The organism is Chryseobacterium soli (genome assembly GCF_000737705.1).
GTDB lineage: Bacteria > Bacteroidota > Bacteroidia > Flavobacteriales > Weeksellaceae > Chryseobacterium > Chryseobacterium soli.
The window spans coordinates 60,816-84,284 of the sequence record NZ_JPRH01000001.1 but is presented as its reverse complement, the minus strand read 5'-3'; the positions used below and the strand labels follow the sequence as shown (position 1 = coordinate 84,284).

Genomic DNA, 23,469 nt, shown 5'->3' with positions numbered 1-23,469 from the left:
AAAAAATGAAAAAATACTTAATAGCGTTCTCAGTTATTGCTCTTAGTGCTACAGCGGTGACCTCATGTAGCGAGGATTTTGTTGAGACACAGTTTAATCAGAGTAAGCCTCAGGAAGATATAAAAACAGTTGAAGAACTTCAGTCTTTTGTATTCGGTGCTTATGGAACTATGAGAAATGCATCTTATTACGGATGTGATTTCGTAACAATACCTGATGTAAGAAGTGATGCCATGTATTCTAATAACCGTTCAGGATATTATAGTACAGTATCTAACTATACAATGCTTTCTAATGATGCATATTCATCTGGCCCATATACAGCAATGTATACAGTAATTGCTAAAGCTAATATTATTCTTGGTACTTCGAATAACTTAACTTGGGGGAAAACTGTTGACCCAACAGAAATATCTAATCAAATTAAAAATCTTAAAGGACAGGCTTATGCTGTAAGAGCTCAAGCTATATTTGATGCTTTAAGACTATATGGACAGCAATATTCAGGGGGTACTACAGGAGTTGTTGTTCCTCTTCAATACAATCCTTCAGCGAATATGGCTCGTGCAACAGTAGCACAGACTCAGGCTCAGATTGAAGCTGATTTTAATAGTGCATTAGCTAATCTTACTGGTAATACTAATCAGAATTTTAGTGATAAAACTGTTTTAAATGAGCTTTCTGTTAAATCTTTAATGTCAAGATATTATCTATACAAAGGAGATTATGCTAAAGTACGTTCATTAGTGAGTGATGTAGTAGGATCAGGAAAATATAGCGTAATTCCTCGTGACTCTTATTTAACAAGCTGGACGCTTAATAATGCTGCATCTAACTCTGTGTTTGAATTAGCAGTAGGTCCTATTGCAGCATTAAGCTCTACAAGTATTAATGCAAAAATTAATCCTAACAGTGGGTATATGAATATGCCGGTTAAAGGTAGCTTTGTTGCTACTATACCTGCTGAGGATATTAGAAGTGAAATATTTGCAACAAGTGATGCTGGTGTTCCGGGAATATTTATTGCGGCAAAATATCCTAATGCTAATGGTGAAGATAATATTAGAATTTCAAGATATGAAGAAGTTCTTCTTAATGGTATTGAAGCTGAGCTAAATGGGGGTGATCCTGATAAAGCTTTAACTTACTATAAAATGATTCTTTCTAACAGATTTGCACCTGCTGATTATGTTGAGCCAACATCAGTAGATATTAATAAATTGAAAACAGAAAGAAAAAAAGAGCTTTTAGGAGAAGGATTCAGAATGTGGGATTTACTAAGATGGGGCGGACCTATTCCAAAAAATAATACTAGCGGAGGTGTAACAGCTAATATTGCTATTGGAGACAATAAATTAGCATTCCCAATTCCTCAGGCAGAAACTAACGTAGCTGGAACTTTAGTGAAATCTAACCCAGGTTACGATAACTAATTATCAAACTTTTATTGATATATAAACCCACAATTTTATTGTGGGTTTTTTATTTCCTTTTATTTCTTATTTTTGCTGTATAAAATCAGAAGTCAAATATTTCCAGTGTGCTCTGATTTTATTTAATATAATGAATACATGAAATACCTATTTCTCCTAATATCTTTCATTGGTTTTTTCGCTAAAGCTCAGAAAGTAAATAAAGTCGATTCTGTCAAGATTGTAAAAACAACAGAAGATACCCTTGTCATAGACTCCGGGAAAAAAGACTCTTTAAAAATTTTCAAACCTACGATTAACGATTATCAGTATCAGACTCAGTTTTCTGAAAAGAAAGTCTTTGATACGGTAATGACTTTTGATAAAACCTACATCTTCTCCCAATATAACAATAGAGACAATTTTGGAAGAGCACAGGCTGCCAATATCGGAGCAGGATTCAATCCGCTTTCCTATGAAGTCAATGCTGAACAAAACTTATCATTGTTGCCTACAAATAAATCCTATATGATTATGGGAGCGGATGAAGTAAGATATTATGATGTAAAAACACCTACCGCAACATTTGTGTACCATACTGCAATGAAAAATGGGGCAGCCTTAAAATCAACCTATACGCAGAACATTGGAAAGAGATTCAATTTTGCAGTAGAATATATGGGACTTCGTTCCCAGGGATTTTATAGAAATTCATTGGCAGCAAATAACAATACGTTGTTTTCAGGACATTATATTTCTAAAAGTGGAAACTATGAACTATTTGCTCACTACCTTCATCAGAACGTCAATAATCAGGAAAGTGGAGGGATCGTTGAAGACGATCTGTTTCAAAGTGGAGACAGCAACTACAGCAACCGACAGAACGCACAGGTGAATCTGGCTTCGTCCCTTTCTCAGTTTTCATACAGGAGATATTATTTGAGCCATCAGTTTACACCTTTTAACGCAGAAAAATTTCCTTTCAGAATAAGACATACCCTTTCCCATCAGGGAAACAAATACTATTATAATCAGGGTGCGTTAGAACCTTACTGGTATGATAGTGCAGCTGATGTGGTCGCTGGATTTCCACTTACTACCAAAAAATATTCGGAAAATTTGAGCAATACACTTAGTTTGGTTTTTGATAATGAAAAATTCAAGCTTGATGCCGGAGTGCGCTACCAGATGCTTAAATTTGGAATAAAAGATATTATTGCCGTTAATGACGTTGCCTATCCCGGTGAACTTAAAGAAAACAGAATTGGAGCAGTTGGAAATCTTCAGGTAAAATTATTGGACAAGATCCAGTTAAAGTCGTTTGTGGAATTCTCTAAGGGAAGCCAATTCGGAAGCTATCTTAAGACTACCAATAACCTGAGCTATGAACCGATCAAAGATTACCTTATCAACGCCAAAGTTAATTTCCAAAGTGCATATCCTTCATTTAATTATCTCTTAAATACTTCTGTGTATAGTAAGTATAATTATTATCTGGAGAATGCAAAAAATCAGACGGTGACTGAGATTGGAGGAGATATCCACTTAAAATGGTTCAAGACACAGATTTTCGCCAACTATTTCAGAATAGATAACTATACCTATTTCGATAGTAATGCAGCGCCAAAACAAAGTCAAAGTTCATTAAACATTTCCCAGATCGGAGGGGATGCAACATTCAGCTACGGAAGATGGCATCTTAATACAAGACTTCAGTTCCAGAATGCACTGACGAATAAAGAGCTGTATCCAATGCCCGGCTTTATCGGAAGAGCCAATTTCTTCTTTCAGACACAGGCATTCGAAAAAGCAGCTGAAATTCAGGCCGGAATCAAGGTGTATTATTTCTCAAAATTTGCATCCAGAGATTTCTTTCCGATCTTAAACGAGTACATTCTGCCTAATGCCAATTCATTTTCAATCGGCGGGCAGCCCATTGCAGATATTTACTTTAATATGAAGGTTAAAAAGATGTTCTTCTTTGTTGAAGGACAGCAGATAGGGACCGTTCTTTCTAATAATAAAGCATATGCATTTCCACATTATCCGGTTTATGATTTCAGATTGAATATCGGAATTGTGTGGTATATGTTCAACTAAAAGCAAAACAAGTTGAAAACAATAAATAAAATATCGTTTAACGATATAGAAAATATTCCTCAATTGGTAAAGGATTTTTTAAATCAAAACATTGAGGGCTTTGAGGATTATACTTTTTCTCTGGATCATTTTATAAAACAAATCCATCTCAAGAAAGACTCTTTTACCTCAAACCAGAGAGAAGTACTGTCTGAAACCATTGAAAAACAGCTTTCAGGTCTTACCCTTTCTACAAAACAGAAAGAGAATATAGACTATCTGAATCAACCGAATACATTTACCATTACAACAGGTCATCAGCTTAATCTATTTTCGGGACCTGTTTTCTTTGTGTATAAAATTTTGCAGACCATAAAAACCTGCAGCTATTTAAAAGAAAACTTTCCTGATTTTAATTTTATCCCGGTCTATTGGATGGCTTCGGAAGATCATGATTTTGCCGAAATCAATCACTTTAAAACCGAAAATAATTATTACGAGACTAATGAAAAGTCTGGCGGACCCGTTGGACGAATCAACATTAGTGATACTTTCTTTATTTCTGAATTTGAAAAAGAATTTAAAGATTCTGTTTTTGGAACAGAGCTGATCTTAATGCTGAAAGAAGCATATAAAGTTGGAAATACCCTTACTGATGCTATCAAAATATTAGTTAATAGACTTTTCTCTGAATTTGGATTGTTGATCCTCGATGGGGATTCAAAAGAACTTAAAATGCAGATCAGAGACATCTTCAAAGATGAACTTCTTAATAGTAGCCTGCAAAAATCCTCAAAAGAAAAAGTAAATTTTCTGACTGAAAAATACGGGAAGGTTCAGGTAAATCCGCGCGATATCAATCTCTTTTATCTGTCCGATACAAGAGATAGAATTGAATTTGATGGTTCGAAATATTTTGTAGTTGATAAAAATATTCAATTTACGAAGGAGGAAATACTGGATGAACTGGAAAACTTTCCTGAAAGATTCAGCCCAAATGCCTTGATGCGACCAGTATATCAGGAGAAAATATTGCCTAACCTGGCTTACATCGGAGGAAATGCGGAAATTATGTATTGGCTGGAGCTGAAAGATTATTTCTCTATCATTAATATTCCGTTTCCTATTTTGATTCCCCGAAACTCCATGCTTTTTCTGAAAGAAAAAACGATCGGTAAAATTGGGAAACTGGATTTGAAACTGGAAGATTTTTTCCAAAACTTTACTGTAATTACCAACCGTAGAATTTTAAAAGATAATACAACACTTCAATTACTGGAAGAAAAAGAAAATCTTTTAATCACGAATTTCTCTGAACTTAAAGCAGCAGCTGAAACGACAGAAAAATCATTTGGAAATATGGTCAAAGCAGAAGAAGTAAGACAGCTGAAATCCTTCAAAAGAATGAAAAAACGCCTTCTTCATGCTGAAAAAATAAAACAGAATGAACTGCTCGAAAGATTAGAGAATCTGTTTTTAGACGTGCATCCTTCTAAAATCTGGCAGGAAAGAGTATATAATTTTAGTGTATTCTTTTCAGATTACGGATATGCATGGCTTGAAAATTGTTTGGAGGAAATGGAGGTTCAAGAATCCAAATTAATAATTGTTGCCATTTAATTTTAAAGGAGTATTTTTGTAAATTATAATTCCCAAATATGATAAAGAGGTTTTTTATTCTATCCAGTTTATGTATGATTTTAGGCGTTTCTGCCCAGAAATCACACACGGTTGTAAAAGGAGATACTCCTTACAACATTGCAAAAAAGTATGGAATAACACTAGATGAGCTGCAAAAGCTAAATCCGAATTTTAAAGACGGAAAGCTGGCAATTGGAGATGTATTAACTGTAAAATCAGATAAACAGGGAACTACTGCAACGAAAGCGGCTGTTGTAGAAAAAGCAAAATCAGTTTCAGGCAATCAGCTTGGAAAAATTGTGTTGCAGCCTAAGCAAACAGTGTACGGAATTACAAAACAATATCATATTTCTGAAGCAGATTTAAGAAAACTCAATCCTGAATTAGATTCCCATTTGAAAATCGGGGATGAAATCGCACTTCCTCTTGAAAGTATAAAAAAATATGGCGGCGATCAGACACAAACACCTGTTGTTACAGTACCAAAAACAATAGAGACTCAGGTTGAGACACCCGCAACTTCAACGGCAGAAGGAGATACCTATGTGATCCAGCCTAAAGATAACTACTACAGAGTTTCAAAACAGTTTGGAATCAGTCAGCAGGATCTTTTTGCTTTAAATCCCGGATTGGAAGAAAAAGGACTGAAGCCTGGTGAAACCATCAAAATAAAAAAATCAAATACCGAGACCGTTTCTGAACCGGTAAATTCAAAAACGAAAATCGACTCCGGAACCGAAAAAACTAGTACACCAGTCACGGGTACAGCGGATGATTATGTAACCTACACGGTTCAGCAGGGAGATACAGTATTCTCAATCGTGAATAAATTTGGGGTAACAATTGACGAATTAATTGCACTGAATCCGGATCTTTCTCACGGTCTGAAAACAGGAATGGTTTTAAAAATCAAAAAACAGGATCCTGCTTATATTAAGAAAAATGGCGATGCATTGAGCGTTGTCCTAATGCTTCCTTTCGGGTATAGTACAAACGAAACCCAATACAGAGCAATGGCTTTGGATTTCCTGACAGGAGCAAAATTGGCAATTGAAAGAAATGCCAGAAACGGGCAAAAACTAGATATTAAAATTGTAGACTCTGGAAATGAAGCTTCATTCAGAAATTCATTAACACAGATCAACCCGGAGAATACAGACCTGATTATCGGACCATTCTTCAAATCAAACGTTATTGATGTCCTTGATTTTACAAAAAATCAGAAAATTCCCGTAGTAGCGCCATTTGCTAACTCTCCGGAGCTTTATGGCTACAGCAATTTAATTATTGTTGAAACTAATGATCAGACGTACGCTGATAAAATCGTTGAAGAAGTAAAGGCGGTTTATTCAGATCAGAAGATATACATAGTGACAGATGCCAAAAAAGAAAATGCCAATTATATCAAGGCTGGTCTTGAAAAATTGGTTAAAAATCCTAACGTCATCATTGTTAATTCTCCTGCTGAAATTCAGCTGGATCAGAATATGATGACAGGACAGTCTGCACCGGTTATTGCTATTATGGCCAATGACAATGATGCAGCAGGTGAAGCTTTTGCCAACAAAGTAATTGCTCTATCTAAAGAGGTTCAGGGAGTGAAAGCTTTCAGTATGTACTATTCACCGGTTTTCGAAAAGAAAGTAGATGAATTGAGCCAGGCGAGTATGGTCTACCTTATGGACAGAAAGATCAATACAGATGGAAACTTTGAAAAAGAAATCCTGGCAGCCTATAAGACCAAATATTGTAAAACACCTCCGAAATATGCTGTGGTAGGATTTGATGTGGTAAATGACATGCTTACCAGAGAAAATAAAAAAGGAGAGATCTTTAAGCAAATGAATAAAGTTCAAACGCAGCTGGCTACAAAATTTGAATTCGTAAAATCTAAAGCAAATGGAGCGTATGTAAATACAGGGTATCGAGTGATTCGTTTGATGCCTTAATGATTTATATCTGTTTCTAGAATATTATTAACATTATATTTATATTTGCATAATATTTAATTTAGTACATGAAAGCACTTGTATTTCCTGGGCAGGGTTCTCAGTTCATAGGAATGGGAAAAGAATTGTATGATTCTAGAAAAGACATAAAGGACTTGATGGAATCTGCCAATGAAATTTTAGGTTTCGACATTCTCTCTATTATGTTTAATGGAGCAGATGAAGATCTAAAGAAAACAGAGGTTACCCAGCCTTCAATATTCATACACTCAGTTGCTGCCCTGAAAGCAGTAAACGGTCTTGGAGCAGAAATGGTTGCAGGACATTCTTTAGGAGAGTTTTCTGCATTAGTTGCCAATGGAGTTTTATCTTTTGATGACGGTCTGAAATTAGTATCCGAAAGAGCAAAAGCAATGCAGGCAGCTTGTGATGCTAATCCAAGTTCAATGGCTGCGATTTTAGGGTTAGAAGATGCTAAAGTTGAAGAAATCTGTGCACAGATAAGCGGTATCGTTGTGCCTGCCAATTACAACTGTCCCGGACAGCTTGTTATTTCAGGAGAAACAGCAGCCGTTGAAGAAGCTTGCGCAAAATTAAAAGAAGCAGGAGCAAAAAGAGCTTTATTATTGCCTGTAAACGGCGCGTTCCACTCTCCATTGATGCAGCCTGCACAAGAGAGACTGGCAGCAGCAATCGAACAGACAAAATTCAGAAAAGCGACAATTCCTGTTTATCAGAACATCACAACCACAGCGGTGACAAACCCTGACGAAATCAAACAAAATCTGATTGCACAATTAACAGGTCCCGTAAAATGGACGCAATCTGTTCAAAATATGATTAAAGACGGTGCCAATAACTTCGTAGAAGTAGGACCAGGAAAAACACTTCAGGGATTGATCAAGAAAATTGACAGTTCTGTAGATGTTGCTTCCGCAATTTAATCTAATAAAATAAATCATGGGCGAGATATTTTCACCGGGAAAGCTAATGCTTACTTCAGAATATTTCGCAATGGATGGAGCTCTTGTCCTGGCGGTACCTACCAAGCTTGGACAAGAGTTTTTTTTTGAGGAAAAACAGAATGAGAGTTCTCTGATATATTGGGAAGCCCATCATCAGAATGTACCATGGCTAAAAACAGTCATTGATTATAAAAATTGGCAGATTTTGGAAGCCAATATTCCAGCAGCTGCTGAATTTATCCTCAAAACCTTAAAAAATGTTCAGTCTCTATCTGAAACAAAATTCAAAAGCACAGATTCCTACCATATAAAAACTAATCTTCAGTTTCCTGCCGATTACGGACTGGGAAGCAGCTCTACGTTGATGAATAATCTTGCAGAGTGGTCCGATGTAGATCCTTTCTATCTTAATACCATCAGTCTCGGAGGTAGCGGATATGATATTGCCGTTGCAAAAGAAAAAGCAGCAGTGCTTTACCAAAGTAAACCCGAAATTAAATATGAAAAGGTAGATTTTAATCCTCCTTTCAAAAATGAGCTTATTTTTATCCACTTAAATCAAAAGCAGGATAGCCGTGAAGGAATCAATTTTTATAAGTCTAAAAATAAGTCTCCAAAATTGGTTGAAGAGTTTTCGAATCTTACAAGAAATATTTTGTTATGTAATGAATTGGAAAATTTTTCTCAATTAATGGTGATTCATGAACAAAAAATCGCCAATTTCCTTGAAATCTCTACTGTTAAGGAGAAGTTTTTCCAGGATTGCCCCTCTTTTGTCAAAAGTCTGGGAGCTTGGGGTGGAGATTTTGTGATGAGTGCTAAATTTGACGGCTATAAGGACTATTTTTGGGGAAAAGGTTTTACGACTATTTTTGAATGGGTAGACATAATTAATTTATAATCAATATTTTACAATCCTATTTTTTTATTTGTCATTCTGACTTATATCATTATATTTAAACCACCTTTAACAATTAATTAATATTAATTTTGTTGAATCTAAAAAAGAAATAGAAAATATAAGTAAAATGAAACACGCTAAAATCATCCAAGATTTAGAAAAATTAGGAATTAAAGGAGACTATGAATTAATATATAATCCTTCTTATGAAGAATTATATCAGGCTGAAGTCTCTCCTGAGAATCAAGGCTTTGAAGAAGCTGAGCTTACAGAATCTGGGGCGGTATCCGTAAAAACAGGGATTTTTACAGGCCGTTCTCCTAAAGACAGATATATCGTTCAGGATGATGTTACAAAAGATACTATTTTCTGGGACGGTAAAGTAAATTTACCGACTACTTCAGACATTTTCGAATCTTGTAAAGGATTAGTGCTGAATCAGCTTTCAGCTTCTAAGAAAATTTATGTTGTAGATGCTTTCTGTGGAACGAATGCAGATACCAGACTTAAAGTAAGATTCATCGTAGAAGTAGCATGGCAGGCGCATTTCGTTACTAATATGTTTATCCGCCCTTCACATTATGAACTTGAAAACTTCGGGGAACCGGATTTCACAGTAATCAATGGATCCAAGACAACGAATCCAAACTGGGAAGCTCAAGGTCTGAATTCTGAAAACTTTATCATGTTCAACCTTACTGAAAAACTACAAATCATCGGTGGTACATGGTATGGTGGCGAAATGAAGAAAGGAATGTTCGCCATGATGAATTACTACCTTCCATTGAAAGGGATGGCTTCTATGCACTGTTCTGCCAATGTAGGCGAAGAAGGAGATGTTGCTCTGTTCTTCGGTCTTTCAGGAACAGGAAAAACAACACTATCTGCAGATCCTAAAAGATACCTGATCGGTGATGATGAGCATGGTTGGGACAACAATGGTGTATTTAACTATGAGGGTGGTTGTTATGCTAAAGTTATCGACCTTTCTGAAGAAAAAGAACCGGATATTTTCAGAGCAATTAAAAGAGATGCACTTCTTGAAAACGTTGTGGTAAACAATGGAATTGCTGATTACAAAGACGGATCAATCACTGAAAATACAAGAGTTTCTTATCCTATTTACCATATCAATAAGATTGTTCTTCCTTCAAAAGCAGGACATGCGAAAAAAATCGTTTATCTTTCTGCGGATGCATTCGGAGTATTGCCTCCGGTTTCTATTTTAGATGAAAACCAGGCACAATACCACTTCCTTTGTGGATATACTTCAAAATTAGCAGGAACAGAAAGAGGAATTACAGAACCTGAACCATCTTTCTCACCTGCATTTGGTGAGGCATTCCTTACCTTACACCCAACGATGTATTCTAAAACATTGATTGGTAAAATGAAAGAGCACGGGGCAAAAGCCTATTTAGTAAACACAGGTTGGAACGGAACCGGAAAGAGAATTTCTTTAAAAGATACCAGAGCAATTATTGATGCAATTATTGACGGATCTATTGAGAATGCTCCTAAAACCAACGTTCCGATTATGAATCTGGAAATTCCTACAGAGCTTCCAAATGTTTCTGAAGGTATTTTAGATCCTAGACACACCTACAGTGATGTAGCAGAATGGGAAGAAAAAGCAAAAGATCTTGCTTCAAGATATATTAAAAACTTTGAACAGTACTGCGGTACAGAAGAAGGAAAGAAATTAATATCTTCAGGACCTCAATTACAGCAACAAACTACTAATTAAAATAGAAAGCCTCATCAGTGATGAGGCTTTTTTATTACACTTATATCTTTATCTGCTAGAATTTATGGTTGTTATATTATTTAAGATTTCAAACTCAAAATCGCCAATCGGTATCCATTCATTCCAAATCCGGACAATACGGCATCGCTATTGGCTGCTGTCACAGATTTCTGGCGAAATTCCTCTCTTTTGTAAATATTACTGATGTGAACTTCCACTTTTTGCTTCCGGATATTTTTTAAACAATCGGCTATTGCATAAGAATAATGGGTAAATGCGCCCGGATTAATGACTACCGCATCAAAATCATCCTTCTGAAGCCTGTTAATGATTTCCCCTTCAATATTAGATTGATAATAATCCAAATGATAAGATGAAAATTCAGACTGTAATGTTTCCAAATAATCTTCCATGGAAATATTTCCGTAGATCTCAGGTTCTCTTGTGCCCAAAAGATTCAGATTGGGACCATTAATAATTAGGATTTTCATTTAAAAAATTTATTCAAAGATAGAAAATTTTCATACGACTGGCTGCATGTGATATATGGGAAATAGCAAATTGAAATTGCTGCTGAATTATTCCGGAAAAAAATACTCTAAAAATGATTTTGGTAAATAAGGAAAAAAGAGTTTTGGTTTTTAGTATTAATATATTCTTTGTTATTAAAAAAGTCACTCTTCCTTATTAAAGATCAATTTCATTTTTATGAAGGAAAAATACTATTGATATCTGCTTTCAATAGATCTACAAAAATTATAAATCTGAAAATTAATTTGTGGTCTTACTGAAAATTTTAGTAGTCGATTTTTCAGATGAAATTTAAATGGATGGAATTAGCCAGTTAATTGTAGAATTTGACTATTGTAATAATTTGATTTTCATTTATATATAAAATTTAAGTCATTTTCCTGAATTTGACTTATTAACCTTTTTTTTGATTTATCTATAGAGATACTTTTGTAAATGAATTAGAGTAGAGATAATGTTTCAGATAAATTTTCAACTTTTACTAAAAAAGATATTTTGTAGCGTATTGCTGGGGATATTTCTTTTTGCTCACTGTAAAACAGGAAATGATTCTATTAATAAAGGAAATATTGAGAACGATGCCAAAGCTAAGTTTTTTATAATAAAAGGAACAGTTATTTCCGGAATTAAAAACATAAAATCTGCTGAAGTCAATATTATAGAGAAGAAAGATAGCCGGATTTCCAAGATTATTTCTAAAAAACTTTCTCAAAAATTACCTCAAAATAAAGAGGTGGAAAAAGAGAAGTATTCCATAGAGTATGCAGCCAATACAATCAGTATATGCAGTAAAGATGCAGATGAGAAATACCGTTCTTTATTATCTGGGGAATTGAAAGTAATCCATGGGAATCCATATAAATATGATGGTATCCCCGTTGGTCAACAAAACTTTTTTATTTTTTTTCCATATGAAGCAGGGGTAATAAATACCAGTAAGGATTTAATTATTGCCCTGGGAATAATTAAATATTGCTGTATCAGGCCTCCGCCTATATCCTGACCTTCTATAAATACAAATGATCTAAAAACACAAATGATGATTTTTGATAAAAGTGTTTCCAAACACTTTTATCAATTTTTAACTTAAAAACAATTCAAAAATGAAAAAAACAATATTATTGCTTGCAACTGCTGCCTCAGTATTTATGTATTCCCAAGTAGGGATTAATACAACAAATCCACGGGGTATTTTCCATGTAGATGGATTAAAAGATAATCCTACAACAGGTGCTCCAACTGCTGCACAAGGTGCTAATGATTTTACGGTAACCTCAAGTGGAAGCGTAGGGATTGGTACTACAACACCTAATACATCAGCAATTCTTGATGTAAATGTGGATGGTTTAGCTACTGGAAGTAAAAAAGGGTTCTTAGGCCCTAAAGCTGCCCTGACTTCTCAAATAGATCAGTCTACAATACCTTCACCGGTAGCAGGTTTACTTGTTTATAATTTAGGAACAGGTGGACTAAGCTATGTGGGATATGTATTTTGGAATGGTACAGAATGGAGAACATTCAATAACGGCTCTCTTGCAGCCGGGACGGTGGGGGCCATTACCTGTAATGGGGTAACATTATCTCCTGGAACTTATACTGCCGGAACACCCTATACCGGAACAATGACAGTTCCCTATACCGGAGGAAACGGAGGAACCTATCCGGCACAAATTGTTGGTCCTGTTAATGGGCTTACTGCAACGCTGGCTTCAGGGAATTTTAATTCAGGATCAGGAATTCTTAGTTATACTGTATCAGGAACACCTACCGTGTCCAGCCCTACACTGACTACTTTCCCGTTAAGTATTGGAAGGCAGTCTTGTAGTGCAACTGTAGGAGGTGGAAGTGTAATTGCACCTGGCGAGCTGGTTTATTATCACTCTTCAATTCCGCGTCAAACGACTTCATTCCTTTTAAGTCAGTTTCTTACTGATCTTCCGGTAATCAATAATACATTCAGAGTGGATGGTTTTATCACTGCTCCTGGTGCATTTGATAATACTGGCGGCAGTACTAATTTTGATCCCCGTGTTTACAATATAACCGCTGCAAATGCAAAGTTATGGGCTTCTGAAGTTTCTACATTTACTGGTGATGGAGGTACTGGAAACAGATTACTGGGACCTGGAAATTATGCTCAGTTTGACGATGGCGTATTTCTTAGCCAAGGATATAATGAAACTGTAACCTTGGATATTACTACAGCAGATAACAAATGGTACAGAGTGTATTATGTATTGCGTATAGACAATAAATCTACTGCAGGCACACCTGTTAATGGTAGAGATCAGGCTCCTACTACTGACGCTAGTAATTTAGATAATACACTGGAAGTGTATATTTCTATCCAGAGATTATACTAACCGTTTTTATAAATTTTTGGAAAGAGGAACTGTAAAGTTCTTCTTTCCTGTTTTCAATAATTTCTGCAAAGTTTTTTTGAATGCTGTTGTTTGTTTTACAAGAAATTTCCGGATTGCATGGAAATCTTAAAAAATAAGTTAGAAGAAAGCTAAAGACATAAAGATAAGACGAATGAATTTTAATTTTAAAAATATCCATATTGGGAAATGTGTAGAAAAGCGGGTTGAAGAAATGACAATTTCAATGGATCGTATCTGCAATTTTCATAAAATGACAGAAGATGAAATACGGATTATGTATACCCAGAAAAGTCTTGATTCAGAAGTTCTTATGAAATGGTGTAAACTTCTTGACTATGATTTTTTCAGGATTTATACTCAGCATCTTATTCTGTTTGCTCCTGAAAACAACTCGCATATCAATACTCCTCTTAAAGGTGAAACAGCTCTTCCTAGTTTTAGAAAAAATGTATATACCAGGCAGGTGGTGGATTTTATTTTAGAATTAATTAATACAGGACAGAAAACGAAATACCAGGTGATTGAAGAATATAGAATTCCTAAAACAACACTGTATAAATGGATCAGTAAATACAATGATGAGAAGGAGTGAAAAAGGGAATCAATATGAGTACTTATTAAATCTGAGAAAGGAAAAAGTGATAGAATTACTCGGGCAGGAATTTAACTTTTATCCGTCTGAGACCTGGACTTACGTTTTGGATATCAAAAGTTTTTACAGAAAAACGGTCATGTTTATATTTTTTGAAAATGAAACAGTCTCTACAATAGAAATAAAGAAGATATATGGAAAAGTTAGCACCAAATTATAAAAAAATATTCACGGATATTCTTATTGAAAAGCATCCTGAAAAGTATGAACGCTGTCATCCTATTTTACAAAAGGAAGTTTTATTTATGTTAGATGTTATTAAATTGAATCAGATGATCTTTGCTGCTGAAGATAAGGGGACGGCGGAGTTCAGCCGTAAACAGAGATCTTACGATGAATCTTCTATTCTTGAAATTTTAGCATATCAAAAGAGAAACGGGTATAATAATACACAGGTTGCCAGCAAATTTAAGTTGAGCAGAAATTCTGTAGCAAAGTGGAGGAAAATATTTAATCAATAAAATTCGGAGTTTAAGAATTATAATTGAACTTTAATAGAAAGTAAAATGACGTCATTGACGTCATTTTTTTTGTGCTATGTTTTATAGTGAGGTAATTGAATTATTGATAATGATATATCTCATATTTGTAAAATTGATAATTACTATAAGTGCCTATTTTAGTGGTTTTTAAAATAAAATTAAGTTAATTTTTGAAAAATTATAATTAAAAATTAAGTAGTCTACTTGTTTTATAGACTAATTGTTTTTAGATTTGCAAACATATTTCGATCGGCTTATAAAGAAAGATGGAGGGAACTGACCCTGTGAAGTCTTAACAACCTGCATTATGCAAGGTGTTACATTCAGCCTTTAAAGGAAAAATAAGCAATTGGTTAATCGTATTTATCGATGCCCTTTGCTGACTTTTCCGCAAAGGGCTAATTTTTTAATATTGATAAATATAATTGATTATGATTAGTGAAAAATTAATTAATTCTAGAATTTGGATTCCACCTGTTGCTGTATTTTTCTTAGGGATTATCGGTGTAAGCGGGCAGACAACAAAGGCTAAAAAAGATACAGTCCAGGCAAAGGAGATTGATGAAGTAGTAGTGGTGGCCTATGGAAAGGCTAAAAGAACAAGTTATACGGGATCAGTAGCAACTATTTCAAGTGATAAGATTAATAACAGACCTGTAAACAATATCACGAAAGCTTTGGAAGGGCAGGTTGCAGGACTTCAGGCAGTAAGTTCTTCAGGTCAGCCCGGTTCAGTGGCTTCTGTCAGGATTCGTGGAATTGGGTCTGTGAGTGCTTCAAGTGATCCGTTGTATGTGATTGATGGAATTCCTTTCGACGGAAATATCAATACCATAAGCCCGAATGATATAGAATCGATCAGTGTGTTGAAAGATGCTTCTGCAAGTGCTTTGTACGGATCAAGAGGAGCGAACGGAGTAATTCTGGTAACAACAAAATCAGGTAAAAAAGGAGAGTCAAGAATTAATTTTAACATGAGTCAGGGATTCTCTTCAAGGGCCGTAAAAGATTACAAGCAGGTGAGTACAGATCAGTATTTCCAGTTGTATTGGGAAGCCTTGAGAAATGGCTATCAATCCAATCTGATTTCAGCTCAGCAGGCAGGGCAGATGGCTACCGATAATCTGATTAATGCTTTGGGAATTAATCCTTATGGAGTCGATTATTCAAAACCTGTGGGTACAGACGGGAAACTTCTGGCAGGTGCAAAACCATTATGGAATGACAACTGGGCCGATGTTCTTCAAAGAGTAGCTTCCAGGAATCAGGTTGATTTGGATTTCAGTGGTGGAAGTGAGAAAAGCAATTATTATTTTTCACTGGGATATTTGGATGACAAAGGAATTGCGATTGAATCAGGTTTTAAAAAATACAGTACCAGACTGAAATTAAATTCTGAAGTGAAAAAATGGTTAAATGTCGGAGCGAATTTAAGTTACACGAATAGTATCCAGTTTGCTCCTTCTTCATCAGATTCCAGTTCTGATAATATTATCAACGTAGGACGTATTATTCCTTCATTTTACCCTTATTATGAAAGAAATGCTGATGGAAGCCAGAAACTGGATCTTAATGGAAATCCTATTTTTGATTTTGGATCATACAGACCTACCAGTGCTTTCCAGAACCAGAATTTAGCGGCGACTTTACCTTTGGATAAAAATGAAAACAGGGAAGATAACTTTTCCGGAAAAGGATTTTTAGATTTTAGCTTTTTACCTGAACTGAAGTTTAAATCCAGTTTCTCTGTTGATTTGGTGAACTATAACGGACATTATTATACAAATCCGCTGTTGGGACAGGGTGCAGAAATTGGGGGTTCTGTGACGAAAACAAACTCCAGAACATTCTCTTATACGACCAGTAATATTTTAACGTACGATAAAAAATTTGGGCAGCATCATTTTAATGCGCTAGCAGGGCAGGAGTTCTACCACTATGAATATCAGACGATATCAGGCAGCAGAAGTCAGTTTTCACTTCCTTATTATTATGAGCCTGCTGCAGCATCACTGTTAGGAGGTTTTACCGGGAGCAGTGACAAATTAGGGCTATTAAGTTTCCTTGGGAAAATAGAATATGATTATCAGAACAAATACTTTATTTCCGGATCGGTACGATCTGACGGTTCTTCCAGATTCTCACCGGATAACAGATGGGGAACTTTCTGGTCAGTGGGTGGTTCATGGAAAGCATCCAGCGAAAATTTTATTAAAGATTTAAATGTCTTTAATCAGTTGACCCTTCGTGCAAGTTATGGAGGTCAGGGAAATGATAAACTGAAAACATATTACGCATATCAGAGTTTATATACTTTCTACAATAATCTCGGAGAGCCGGGAACAGTAGCGAATAAACTTCCTACTCCTGATTTGAAATGGGAAACAAATATTAATTTAAATGTTGGATTGGAGTTCGCTATTTTGAATAACAGAATTAAAGGGAATGTAGAATATTTTAAACGGGAGAGCCAAAATCTATTATTTGAAATGCCTTTGGCTCCTTCATTAGGTTTTACAGGCTTTCAGGCGAATATCGGGAAACTGCAGAACTCAGGTTTTGAATTTTCATTGTTTACGACTCCGTTTAGGACGAAAGATTTCGAATGGAATGTTGATGTCAATCTGAGTACTTTAAGTAATACAATCACCAAGCTTCCTAAGGGTTCAATCATTAGCGGAACTAAGCTGTTAAGAGAAGAGGGTTCGGTCTATGATTTCTATCTTCCGACCTGGGCTGGGGTAGATCCAAGTAATGGAAAGCCACTTTGGAAAACGATTACGACGGATGCCAACGGACAGACTGTAGAAGGGACAACTTCTGAAATTGGGAAAGCTACAAGAGAAATTCAGGGTTCATCACTTCCAAAACTGGTGGGAGGGATTACAACAAGTCTTGCGTACAAAAACTTTGACTTATCGGCATTGCTGACTTTCAGAATCGGGGGTAAAGTGCTGGATACGGATTATACATCAATTTTATCGGGCGGAAATTTGCCGGGAAGAGCATGGAGTGAAGAAATGCTTAACCGCTGGACTCCGGAAAACCGATATACTGATGTTCCTGCTTTGAATACAACCACGAACAACTGGACGTCTGCTTCGTCAAGATTTTTATATTCCGCAACCTATGCAAGATTGAAAAATGTAAGTATCGGATATACGCTTCCGTCAGATTATTTTGAGAGACTGGGACTGAAGAAATTCAGAATTTATGTACAGGGAGAGAATCTTTTAACCTTCTACAAGCATAAAGGAATGGATCCTGAACAGACCTTAGACGGAACAACGTACTACAGGTATCCTGCTATGAGAACAGTAACTTTTGGAATTCAGGCAACTCTTTAATATCTTAAAATTGAAACAATGAAAAAAATACTATATATATCTTTTGCTCTAGCGGCTGCATTATCTTTTGTAAGTTGTGAAAGTGACCTGGAAACAGCGCCAACCAATCAGGCAAGTGAAGAAGAGATCTTTAAAACGGCGGAAAGTGCTGAGACGGTTATTAACGGAGCGTGGGCAACCTTTAATGATGAGGGAACAACCTATGCGAATATTGGGTATTCAACCGTGTTGAGAACGAGTGATGCAATGGGAAGTGATGTGGCTGTTTTAACGAATAAGTATGGTTTTCCTTCTGCGTATGCATTTACAGATTTGGTGAATAATACCGGCAGTAGACCACTTTTTATCTGGAGCATGCTGTATTCTACGATCAATAATATGAATAATGTGATTGCAAGAATTGACGCAACAGAAGGAAGCCAGGATAAGAAAGACCAAGTGAAGGGGCAGGCAAAAGCATTACGTGCTTTCTGTTATCTGAATCTGGCGAGCTTTTATCAGTTCAGTTATTTGAAAGATAAAACGGCTTTAGCAGTTCCCGTTTATACAGTACCTACCACAACGGGTTCTGTAGGAGGAAAAAGAGCAAGTCTTGAAGAGATCTATACTTTGATTAAAACGGATCTGTCCGAAGCGAGTAATCTGCTTCAGAACTATACCCGAAACAATAAAGATAAAATAGACCGTTCAGTAGTTAACGGATTGCTGGCAAGAACTTATCTGAACACCGGGGAATGGTCTAAAGCGATCGCTGCTGCACAAATAGCAAAAGCAGGATATCCGTTAATGACTCCCGAAAAATATAAAGAAGGATTTAACGACATCAGTAACGGAGAATGGATTTGGGGCCACGGTCAGACTGCGGAACAGTCAGGAGAGAGCTATGCATTCCATTATCTGGATGTTTCATCTTCAGGAAGTTATTATTACAGCTTTATGGCTGATCCTTATTTTAAAGATTTGTTTGATACCAATGATATCCGGTATTCTTTGTTCTCATGGGACGGACTTCCGGGAAGGGAAGGGCTGTTGAGGTATGCTAAGTTTAAATTTAAAGCGAATCTTATTGCTGATATTGTCTTCATGAGAGCAGCAGAAATGTATCTGATCGAGGCTGAAGCTGAAGCAAGGAACGGAAATGTTACGAATGCGGTTGCTGTTTTGAACCAGTTGAAATCTGCCAGAAATGCCAATCTTTATACAGGATCTTTAGCGCAGAATGACGTCATTAAAGAAGTGTTGATTGAAAGAAGAAAAGAATTGTTTGGAGAAGGGTTCTCGTTATCTGATATTATCCGAACGCAGGGAACAGTGGTAAGAAAACCTTACACGAATGCTGCCGGACAGCCGATTCAGGTGCAGATAACTACTCCTAATGGAACGGTAAAAACTGTCAATGGAAGAGGGCACAGTATCTTTGCGTTCCCTGACCAGACCGCTTTTGCACCGAACAGCAGATATTATCTGTTCAGTATTCCTCAAAAGGAAATTGAAAATAATCCGAATTTGTAGTATAGTTGATTTCTCATATAAGGGGGTAAGGGCTTCAGATGATTCTGGGGCTCTTGCTTTTTCAGGGTTTAAATAAAAAGGAAGCTACTTTGTAGCTTCCTTTGTTTATGGATTAGTGTTTTTTACTTTTGAAGAGACTTTTAATGAGTTTATACTAATTTGTTGTTATTATTATCAGTGAAGATTTTAAGCGTTTTAGTTATCTTGCTATAGTTTAGTTTCTCTATATTGTTTTATAACAAAATTATCTGCAGCATTAAAATTTACAATCTTTTTTAATAATTCCTTATCTGTACTTAGTAAATCTATATTCAAATGCCCTGATATTTTTATAACAAACGGTATTTTATAGTTTGAAATATCTATATCATGATATAAGATCTCCTTTTGATTAAATACAGCATGAGGATACGAAATTAAATCTCTTGTAAATCTCAACAGATCATCCTTTGAAAAAATTAAAGCACCTATAAACGTATTGGGGATACTGTTTGTTTTGAATAAGTCTCTTAATGAGGTTAAAGTATTATCTTCATTAGGAAACCAATTTTCATCTATATAATCATGATTTACAATCCATGAGTAACCATTATCAAGTTGTTCAATCAAATTTCTAAAAAGAGATTCATAATTATTAATAAACTCTAATGAAGTTATTTCTTTTGTATCACTAGGTAATTGAAATGATACTCCATACCATTTTTTTAATAATAGATATTGTTTTCTATCGTAAGGAAGAATTTCTTTAACTTCTGTTTTGAATTCAATCATAATATGTTTTATAATTAATAAATTTCTATGTTTTTATAACCTGATTGTTGATTCATTTGCGTTTGTAATTATTGAGGTCATCAAAAAAGGTATAACTTTGCTTATTGCCCTATCTAAAAATTTAGTTCGCCAGACATGATTCTGGCTCCAATTCTAACTTTCATAATAGGGTCAATCTTTGTTGCGAAGATAGATATTGGTTTTAGTCTTATTTTAATATTACCATTTTTTACGAATAATAGTATCATTTTTGTGGATACTAAATATTAATTCTCCTTTTTTCTTTACAATAGTATCACCAATATCAATTTCATCAGCAAACATATTCCACCATCTATTGTGTGTTTTACAAATCTCCTTTTTCTTGGTAACCGGATTATATCCCTCAGCCTTAAACCATACTGAATTACTTGGTGGAACTTCTATGACTAAGTTGCATTCTTCATCTGCAAGAATCTGAGCATATTTTTGATCATCATTCTTCGAGCAGGAAGACAACACCATTAAAAGCAGCAGTGTGCAATTTTTTTTCATGCTTTTTAAATTAAACTGCGGATTATAGTGAATATTTCCTGAACCCACTTACTTATATTAATCGTATTTGAAGTTGTTTTGCCTCCACCATATCCTGCTCTTTTTTCCTAGATTAACTTAAATTATTAGTAACTTATTTATAGGGTTTTCCTCTACAATACCAATCATGCCGGATAATAGTATCTTTTTTATGAACAACAAGTTCCAGATTTCCCTCTCTCTTAATTATTGTATCTCCCATTTCAACTTCATTATAATCGTCAATCCAATTATTATGCACCATAATATTTGATTTTTCATTAGTTATGAGAACGGAGCCTCTGATTTTTATCCATGAGTTATCTATACTTGCTTCTTCAACAATCAAATAATATTCGTCAGGATAATATGCTTTTTTCACAATATTACAATCAGGCTCTCCACAAGAGCATAACAAAATTAAAAAACTTAAAAAAACAAATACTTTCATAATTTAATCTAATTGAGGCTTAGCGTAAGGCGTAGGATATGTTTTAAAAAATGTAGTAATAGTCTTCCGTACACCATTTCCCATCACTTTTTCTATAGGCATATAAGTAAATGCAAACAGGTTTCAGTCTGCTTTTACTATCTATAACGAAAAAGAAATAAGCTTCGTTGTTATTATTTTTGAAATAAATAGGACTGCAATACATTACTTCAGTTCTGTCAAATATAATTCTCTTAAATTTAATATTTTGAGGGGTCTGCTTTACTATCATTGAAGATAATTTGTCAGAATCAAATATTTTTTTTGCAGATAAATTTCGAATTTTTTTCCCTATAGAATCATTCTCCATTATAAATGTTTCTTGATATTTCTCAGGGATTCCCAACCGGAATTGATAGCTTTTGTATTCCAAATTGGCCAGTTCCAGCCCATAAATCTCATACGCTTCCTGAGATATTTCTTGAGCATAGAAACTTTTAAAACTCAATAACAGAAAAAGAAAAAATGTTCTCATCATTAGGGTTGCCAGTTTTAAAAACTATATTTTAATTAAATTTTCAGAAATCTTCTTATGGAAGATGATTAAGAAAACTGAAATAATGATGCCCGTCAATTTTTCTACCGTATTGAAATCAATATTCATTTTTGAAAAAAGGTCAATTATTGCTGAAAAAAGTTGAATTAAAATGATATAATAAGAACAAATTATCATTGAAATTTCTACGATTGATTGGGTTGAAGTATTGATGTAATTTCCTTTTGCAGAAAATATTTTGTCTACAAAATAATTTCCCACTTTAATAAGTATGGCAACGATAAAAAAGTTCAGGAAAATAAATGATATGACATTGATTAACCATTCTCCAGTTGAAAAAGCGATATATAATTTTTCTGGAATTCTTGATATACTGTCTACAAACAATTTTATTGCGATGAAGTAAATACTGATTTTTAGCAGGTCTTTGTAATTCATTTTATTGAAGAGAGTATTGTTTTTTTTAATAATGAGGAGTATTTAGTTGCTGAATTTAATTTTGATAATACAGCCAATCTGTAACAAAATCATTACATCCACTGAAAGCATAAGTGTCAAAAGATAATTTAAATCTATACTTTTTCTTTTCTTTAAATGCTCTTGATATTCTTCCAGGAATTATTTCAACTTCATATTCCCTGGATTGGTTTTTCTTAAGATAAGTCATTTTTCCAAAGCAACCATCAGTATTAAAACAGTCAATATCATCAGATACATAGTTGGTAGATTCATACTCCTTTTTTTCATCATTGTATACCTGTATAGTTATTGGTCTGGCCCATATACTAGGATACTGCTTAGGAACTTTTATTCTCTCATCTTTTATATTCTTGATCTTAAATACTATTTTCCCCTTTTCTGAAAGTGGACTATTAGAATAAGATAGTTTATAGCTCTGCTGAGCAGATAAAAAACTCATTAAAAATACTAAAAGAAATTTATGCATAATTTTTACTTAATAATAAATGCAGTAAGTCAATAACAATACTTAGCATCAAATATATAGAATGTATAGAATTATTAATGATAGTATTTTTATTAATTTTAGGCTTCTGTATTTCAATATCTTCATAGTTTTTATACTTCACCTCATCAATCCAAATAGAAATTTTGCTGCCTAATGGAATTCTCTAGCGACAGCAAATTACCTTTAGAAAAAAATCTCTACCTTTGTCCATATGAACCTATTGAGACTGGTCTTAGCATTTTATTTCATGGCATTGACACTGATGCCTTGTGAAGATGTGCACCGTCCTGCAGGTTCGGATGTTACAAAATTATCATTAAATATCCAGGAATCCCATTCCAAAGATAAAGGAGATATCTGTTCGCCACTTTGTGTTTGCAGCTGTTGCCAGATTACGGTTTCGGCTTTCAAAATGGCTTCAATAATAGACATTCCGGTGCAGATGAATATGCACTTTTCTAAGAAGATTCTTTTTCAGAAAAATAACTTTGCCTATCAGGTGTACGATCATATCTGGCAACCCCCTAAAATTTAATTTTTATTGTTTTTTAGAAACATTTATTTTATAAATGATGCTTGAAACTTTGCAAT

Annotated in this window: 21 protein-coding genes and 1 riboswitch; of the genes, 14 read left to right on the top strand and 7 right to left on the bottom strand. The window is 34.8% G+C overall.

Translation table 11 applies throughout. The annotated features are described in order from the left end of the window. Nucleotides 1-5 precede the first annotated feature (5 nt). The 7 genes from IW15_RS00400 (at nt 6) to pckA (ending at nt 10,694) form a co-directional block, all read left to right on the top strand. Nucleotides 6-1,433, top strand: a complete 1,428-nt coding sequence (locus IW15_RS00400; RefSeq protein ID WP_034708360.1) for a RagB/SusD family nutrient uptake outer membrane protein — start codon at nt 6-8, stop codon at nt 1,431-1,433. A 138-nt stretch (nt 1,434-1,571) separates the two neighbouring features. Next, entirely contained in the window at nt 1,572-3,512 is a 1,941-nt protein-coding gene (locus IW15_RS00395) for a putative porin (RefSeq protein ID WP_034708359.1), read from the top strand. 12 nt (nt 3,513-3,524) lie between these two features. Beyond that, entirely contained in the window at nt 3,525-5,111 is a 1,587-nt protein-coding gene (bshC, locus tag IW15_RS00390; protein WP_034708357.1) for a bacillithiol biosynthesis cysteine-adding enzyme BshC, read from the top strand. Between the two features lie 38 nt (nt 5,112-5,149). Then, complete coding sequence (locus IW15_RS00385; protein WP_051881660.1) at nt 5,150-7,081, top strand: LysM peptidoglycan-binding domain-containing protein; 1,932 nt, start codon at nt 5,150-5,152, stop codon at nt 7,079-7,081. Between the two features lie 68 nt (nt 7,082-7,149). After that, nucleotides 7,150-8,025 (top strand): ACP S-malonyltransferase, encoded by an 876-nt coding sequence (gene fabD / locus IW15_RS00380; protein WP_034708353.1) that lies wholly within the window; start codon nt 7,150-7,152, stop codon nt 8,023-8,025. A gap of 16 nt (nt 8,026-8,041) precedes the next feature. Next, the gene (locus IW15_RS00375; protein WP_034708352.1) at nt 8,042-8,947 is read left to right on the top strand and encodes a GYDIA family GHMP kinase; all 906 of its coding nucleotides are present in this window, start codon (nt 8,042-8,044) and stop codon (nt 8,945-8,947) included. Between the two features lie 127 nt (nt 8,948-9,074). Continuing rightward, nucleotides 9,075-10,694: a phosphoenolpyruvate carboxykinase (ATP) gene (pckA, locus tag IW15_RS00370; protein WP_034708350.1), complete on the top strand. Its 1,620-nt coding sequence runs from the start codon at nt 9,075-9,077 to the stop codon at nt 10,692-10,694. A gap of 80 nt (nt 10,695-10,774) precedes the next feature. On the opposite strand, the gene IW15_RS00365 is transcribed toward pckA, so the two are convergent. After that, complete coding sequence (locus tag IW15_RS00365; protein ID WP_034708349.1) at nt 10,775-11,185, bottom strand: type II 3-dehydroquinate dehydratase; 411 nt, start codon at nt 11,183-11,185, stop codon at nt 10,775-10,777. Nucleotides 11,186-11,730: 545 nt separating this feature from the next. On the opposite strand from IW15_RS00365, the gene IW15_RS00360 reads away from it, so the two are divergent. From IW15_RS00360 to IW15_RS22925, 6 genes are all read left to right on the top strand, one after another. Beyond that, on the top strand, nt 11,731-12,228 hold the full coding sequence (locus tag IW15_RS00360; protein ID WP_131368441.1) for a hypothetical protein: 498 nt from the start codon (nt 11,731-11,733) through the stop codon (nt 12,226-12,228). Nucleotides 12,229-12,328: 100 nt separating this feature from the next. Continuing rightward, entirely contained in the window at nt 12,329-13,588 is a 1,260-nt protein-coding gene (locus IW15_RS21820) for a hypothetical protein (RefSeq protein WP_051881658.1), read from the top strand. Nucleotides 13,589-13,760: 172 nt separating this feature from the next. Beyond that, nucleotides 13,761-14,201 (top strand): hypothetical protein, encoded by a 441-nt coding sequence (locus IW15_RS00350; RefSeq protein ID WP_034708346.1) that lies wholly within the window; start codon nt 13,761-13,763, stop codon nt 14,199-14,201. Between the two features lie 194 nt (nt 14,202-14,395). Further along, complete coding sequence (locus IW15_RS00340) at nt 14,396-14,722, top strand: helix-turn-helix domain-containing protein (protein ID WP_034708344.1); 327 nt, start codon at nt 14,396-14,398, stop codon at nt 14,720-14,722. A 272-nt stretch (nt 14,723-14,994) separates the two neighbouring features. Next, nucleotides 14,995-15,091, top strand: a riboswitch (SAM riboswitch). Nucleotides 15,092-15,174: 83 nt separating this feature from the next. Continuing rightward, on the top strand, nt 15,175-18,090 hold the full coding sequence (locus IW15_RS00335) for a SusC/RagA family TonB-linked outer membrane protein (RefSeq protein WP_034708342.1): 2,916 nt from the start codon (nt 15,175-15,177) through the stop codon (nt 18,088-18,090). Nucleotides 18,091-18,108: 18 nt separating this feature from the next. Further along, nucleotides 18,109-19,602, top strand: coding sequence for a RagB/SusD family nutrient uptake outer membrane protein (locus IW15_RS22925; protein ID WP_034708340.1), 1,494 nt, complete (start codon nt 18,109-18,111; stop codon nt 19,600-19,602). Between the two features lie 207 nt (nt 19,603-19,809). Here the strand turns inward: IW15_RS22925 and IW15_RS00325 are convergent, their stop codons facing one another. The 6 genes from IW15_RS00325 to IW15_RS00300 all read right to left on the bottom strand — a co-directional run bounded on the left by IW15_RS00325 (nt 19,810) and on the right by IW15_RS00300 (nt 22,857). Continuing rightward, nucleotides 19,810-20,373: a hypothetical protein gene (locus IW15_RS00325; RefSeq protein ID WP_034708339.1), complete on the bottom strand. Its 564-nt coding sequence runs from the start codon at nt 20,371-20,373 to the stop codon at nt 19,810-19,812. A 219-nt stretch (nt 20,374-20,592) separates the two neighbouring features. After that, a complete protein-coding gene (locus tag IW15_RS00320) occupies nt 20,593-20,907 on the bottom strand; it encodes a hypothetical protein (protein ID WP_034708336.1) in 315 nt (104 codons plus the stop codon). Nucleotides 20,908-21,040: 133 nt separating this feature from the next. Further along, nucleotides 21,041-21,376: a hypothetical protein gene (locus IW15_RS00315; RefSeq protein WP_034708334.1), complete on the bottom strand. Its 336-nt coding sequence runs from the start codon at nt 21,374-21,376 to the stop codon at nt 21,041-21,043. A 43-nt stretch (nt 21,377-21,419) separates the two neighbouring features. Beyond that, nucleotides 21,420-21,893 (bottom strand): hypothetical protein, encoded by a 474-nt coding sequence (locus tag IW15_RS00310; RefSeq protein WP_131368439.1) that lies wholly within the window; start codon nt 21,891-21,893, stop codon nt 21,420-21,422. 21 nt (nt 21,894-21,914) lie between these two features. Continuing rightward, a complete protein-coding gene (locus IW15_RS00305; RefSeq protein WP_034708331.1) occupies nt 21,915-22,349 on the bottom strand; it encodes a hypothetical protein in 435 nt (144 codons plus the stop codon). Between the two features lie 55 nt (nt 22,350-22,404). Further along, on the bottom strand, nt 22,405-22,857 hold the full coding sequence (locus tag IW15_RS00300) for a hypothetical protein (protein ID WP_131368437.1): 453 nt from the start codon (nt 22,855-22,857) through the stop codon (nt 22,405-22,407). 232 nt (nt 22,858-23,089) lie between these two features. On the opposite strand from IW15_RS00300, the gene IW15_RS00295 reads away from it, so the two are divergent. Then, a complete protein-coding gene (locus IW15_RS00295; protein WP_034708329.1) occupies nt 23,090-23,413 on the top strand; it encodes a DUF6660 family protein in 324 nt (107 codons plus the stop codon). The last annotated feature ends 56 nt before the right edge of the window (nt 23,414-23,469 follow it).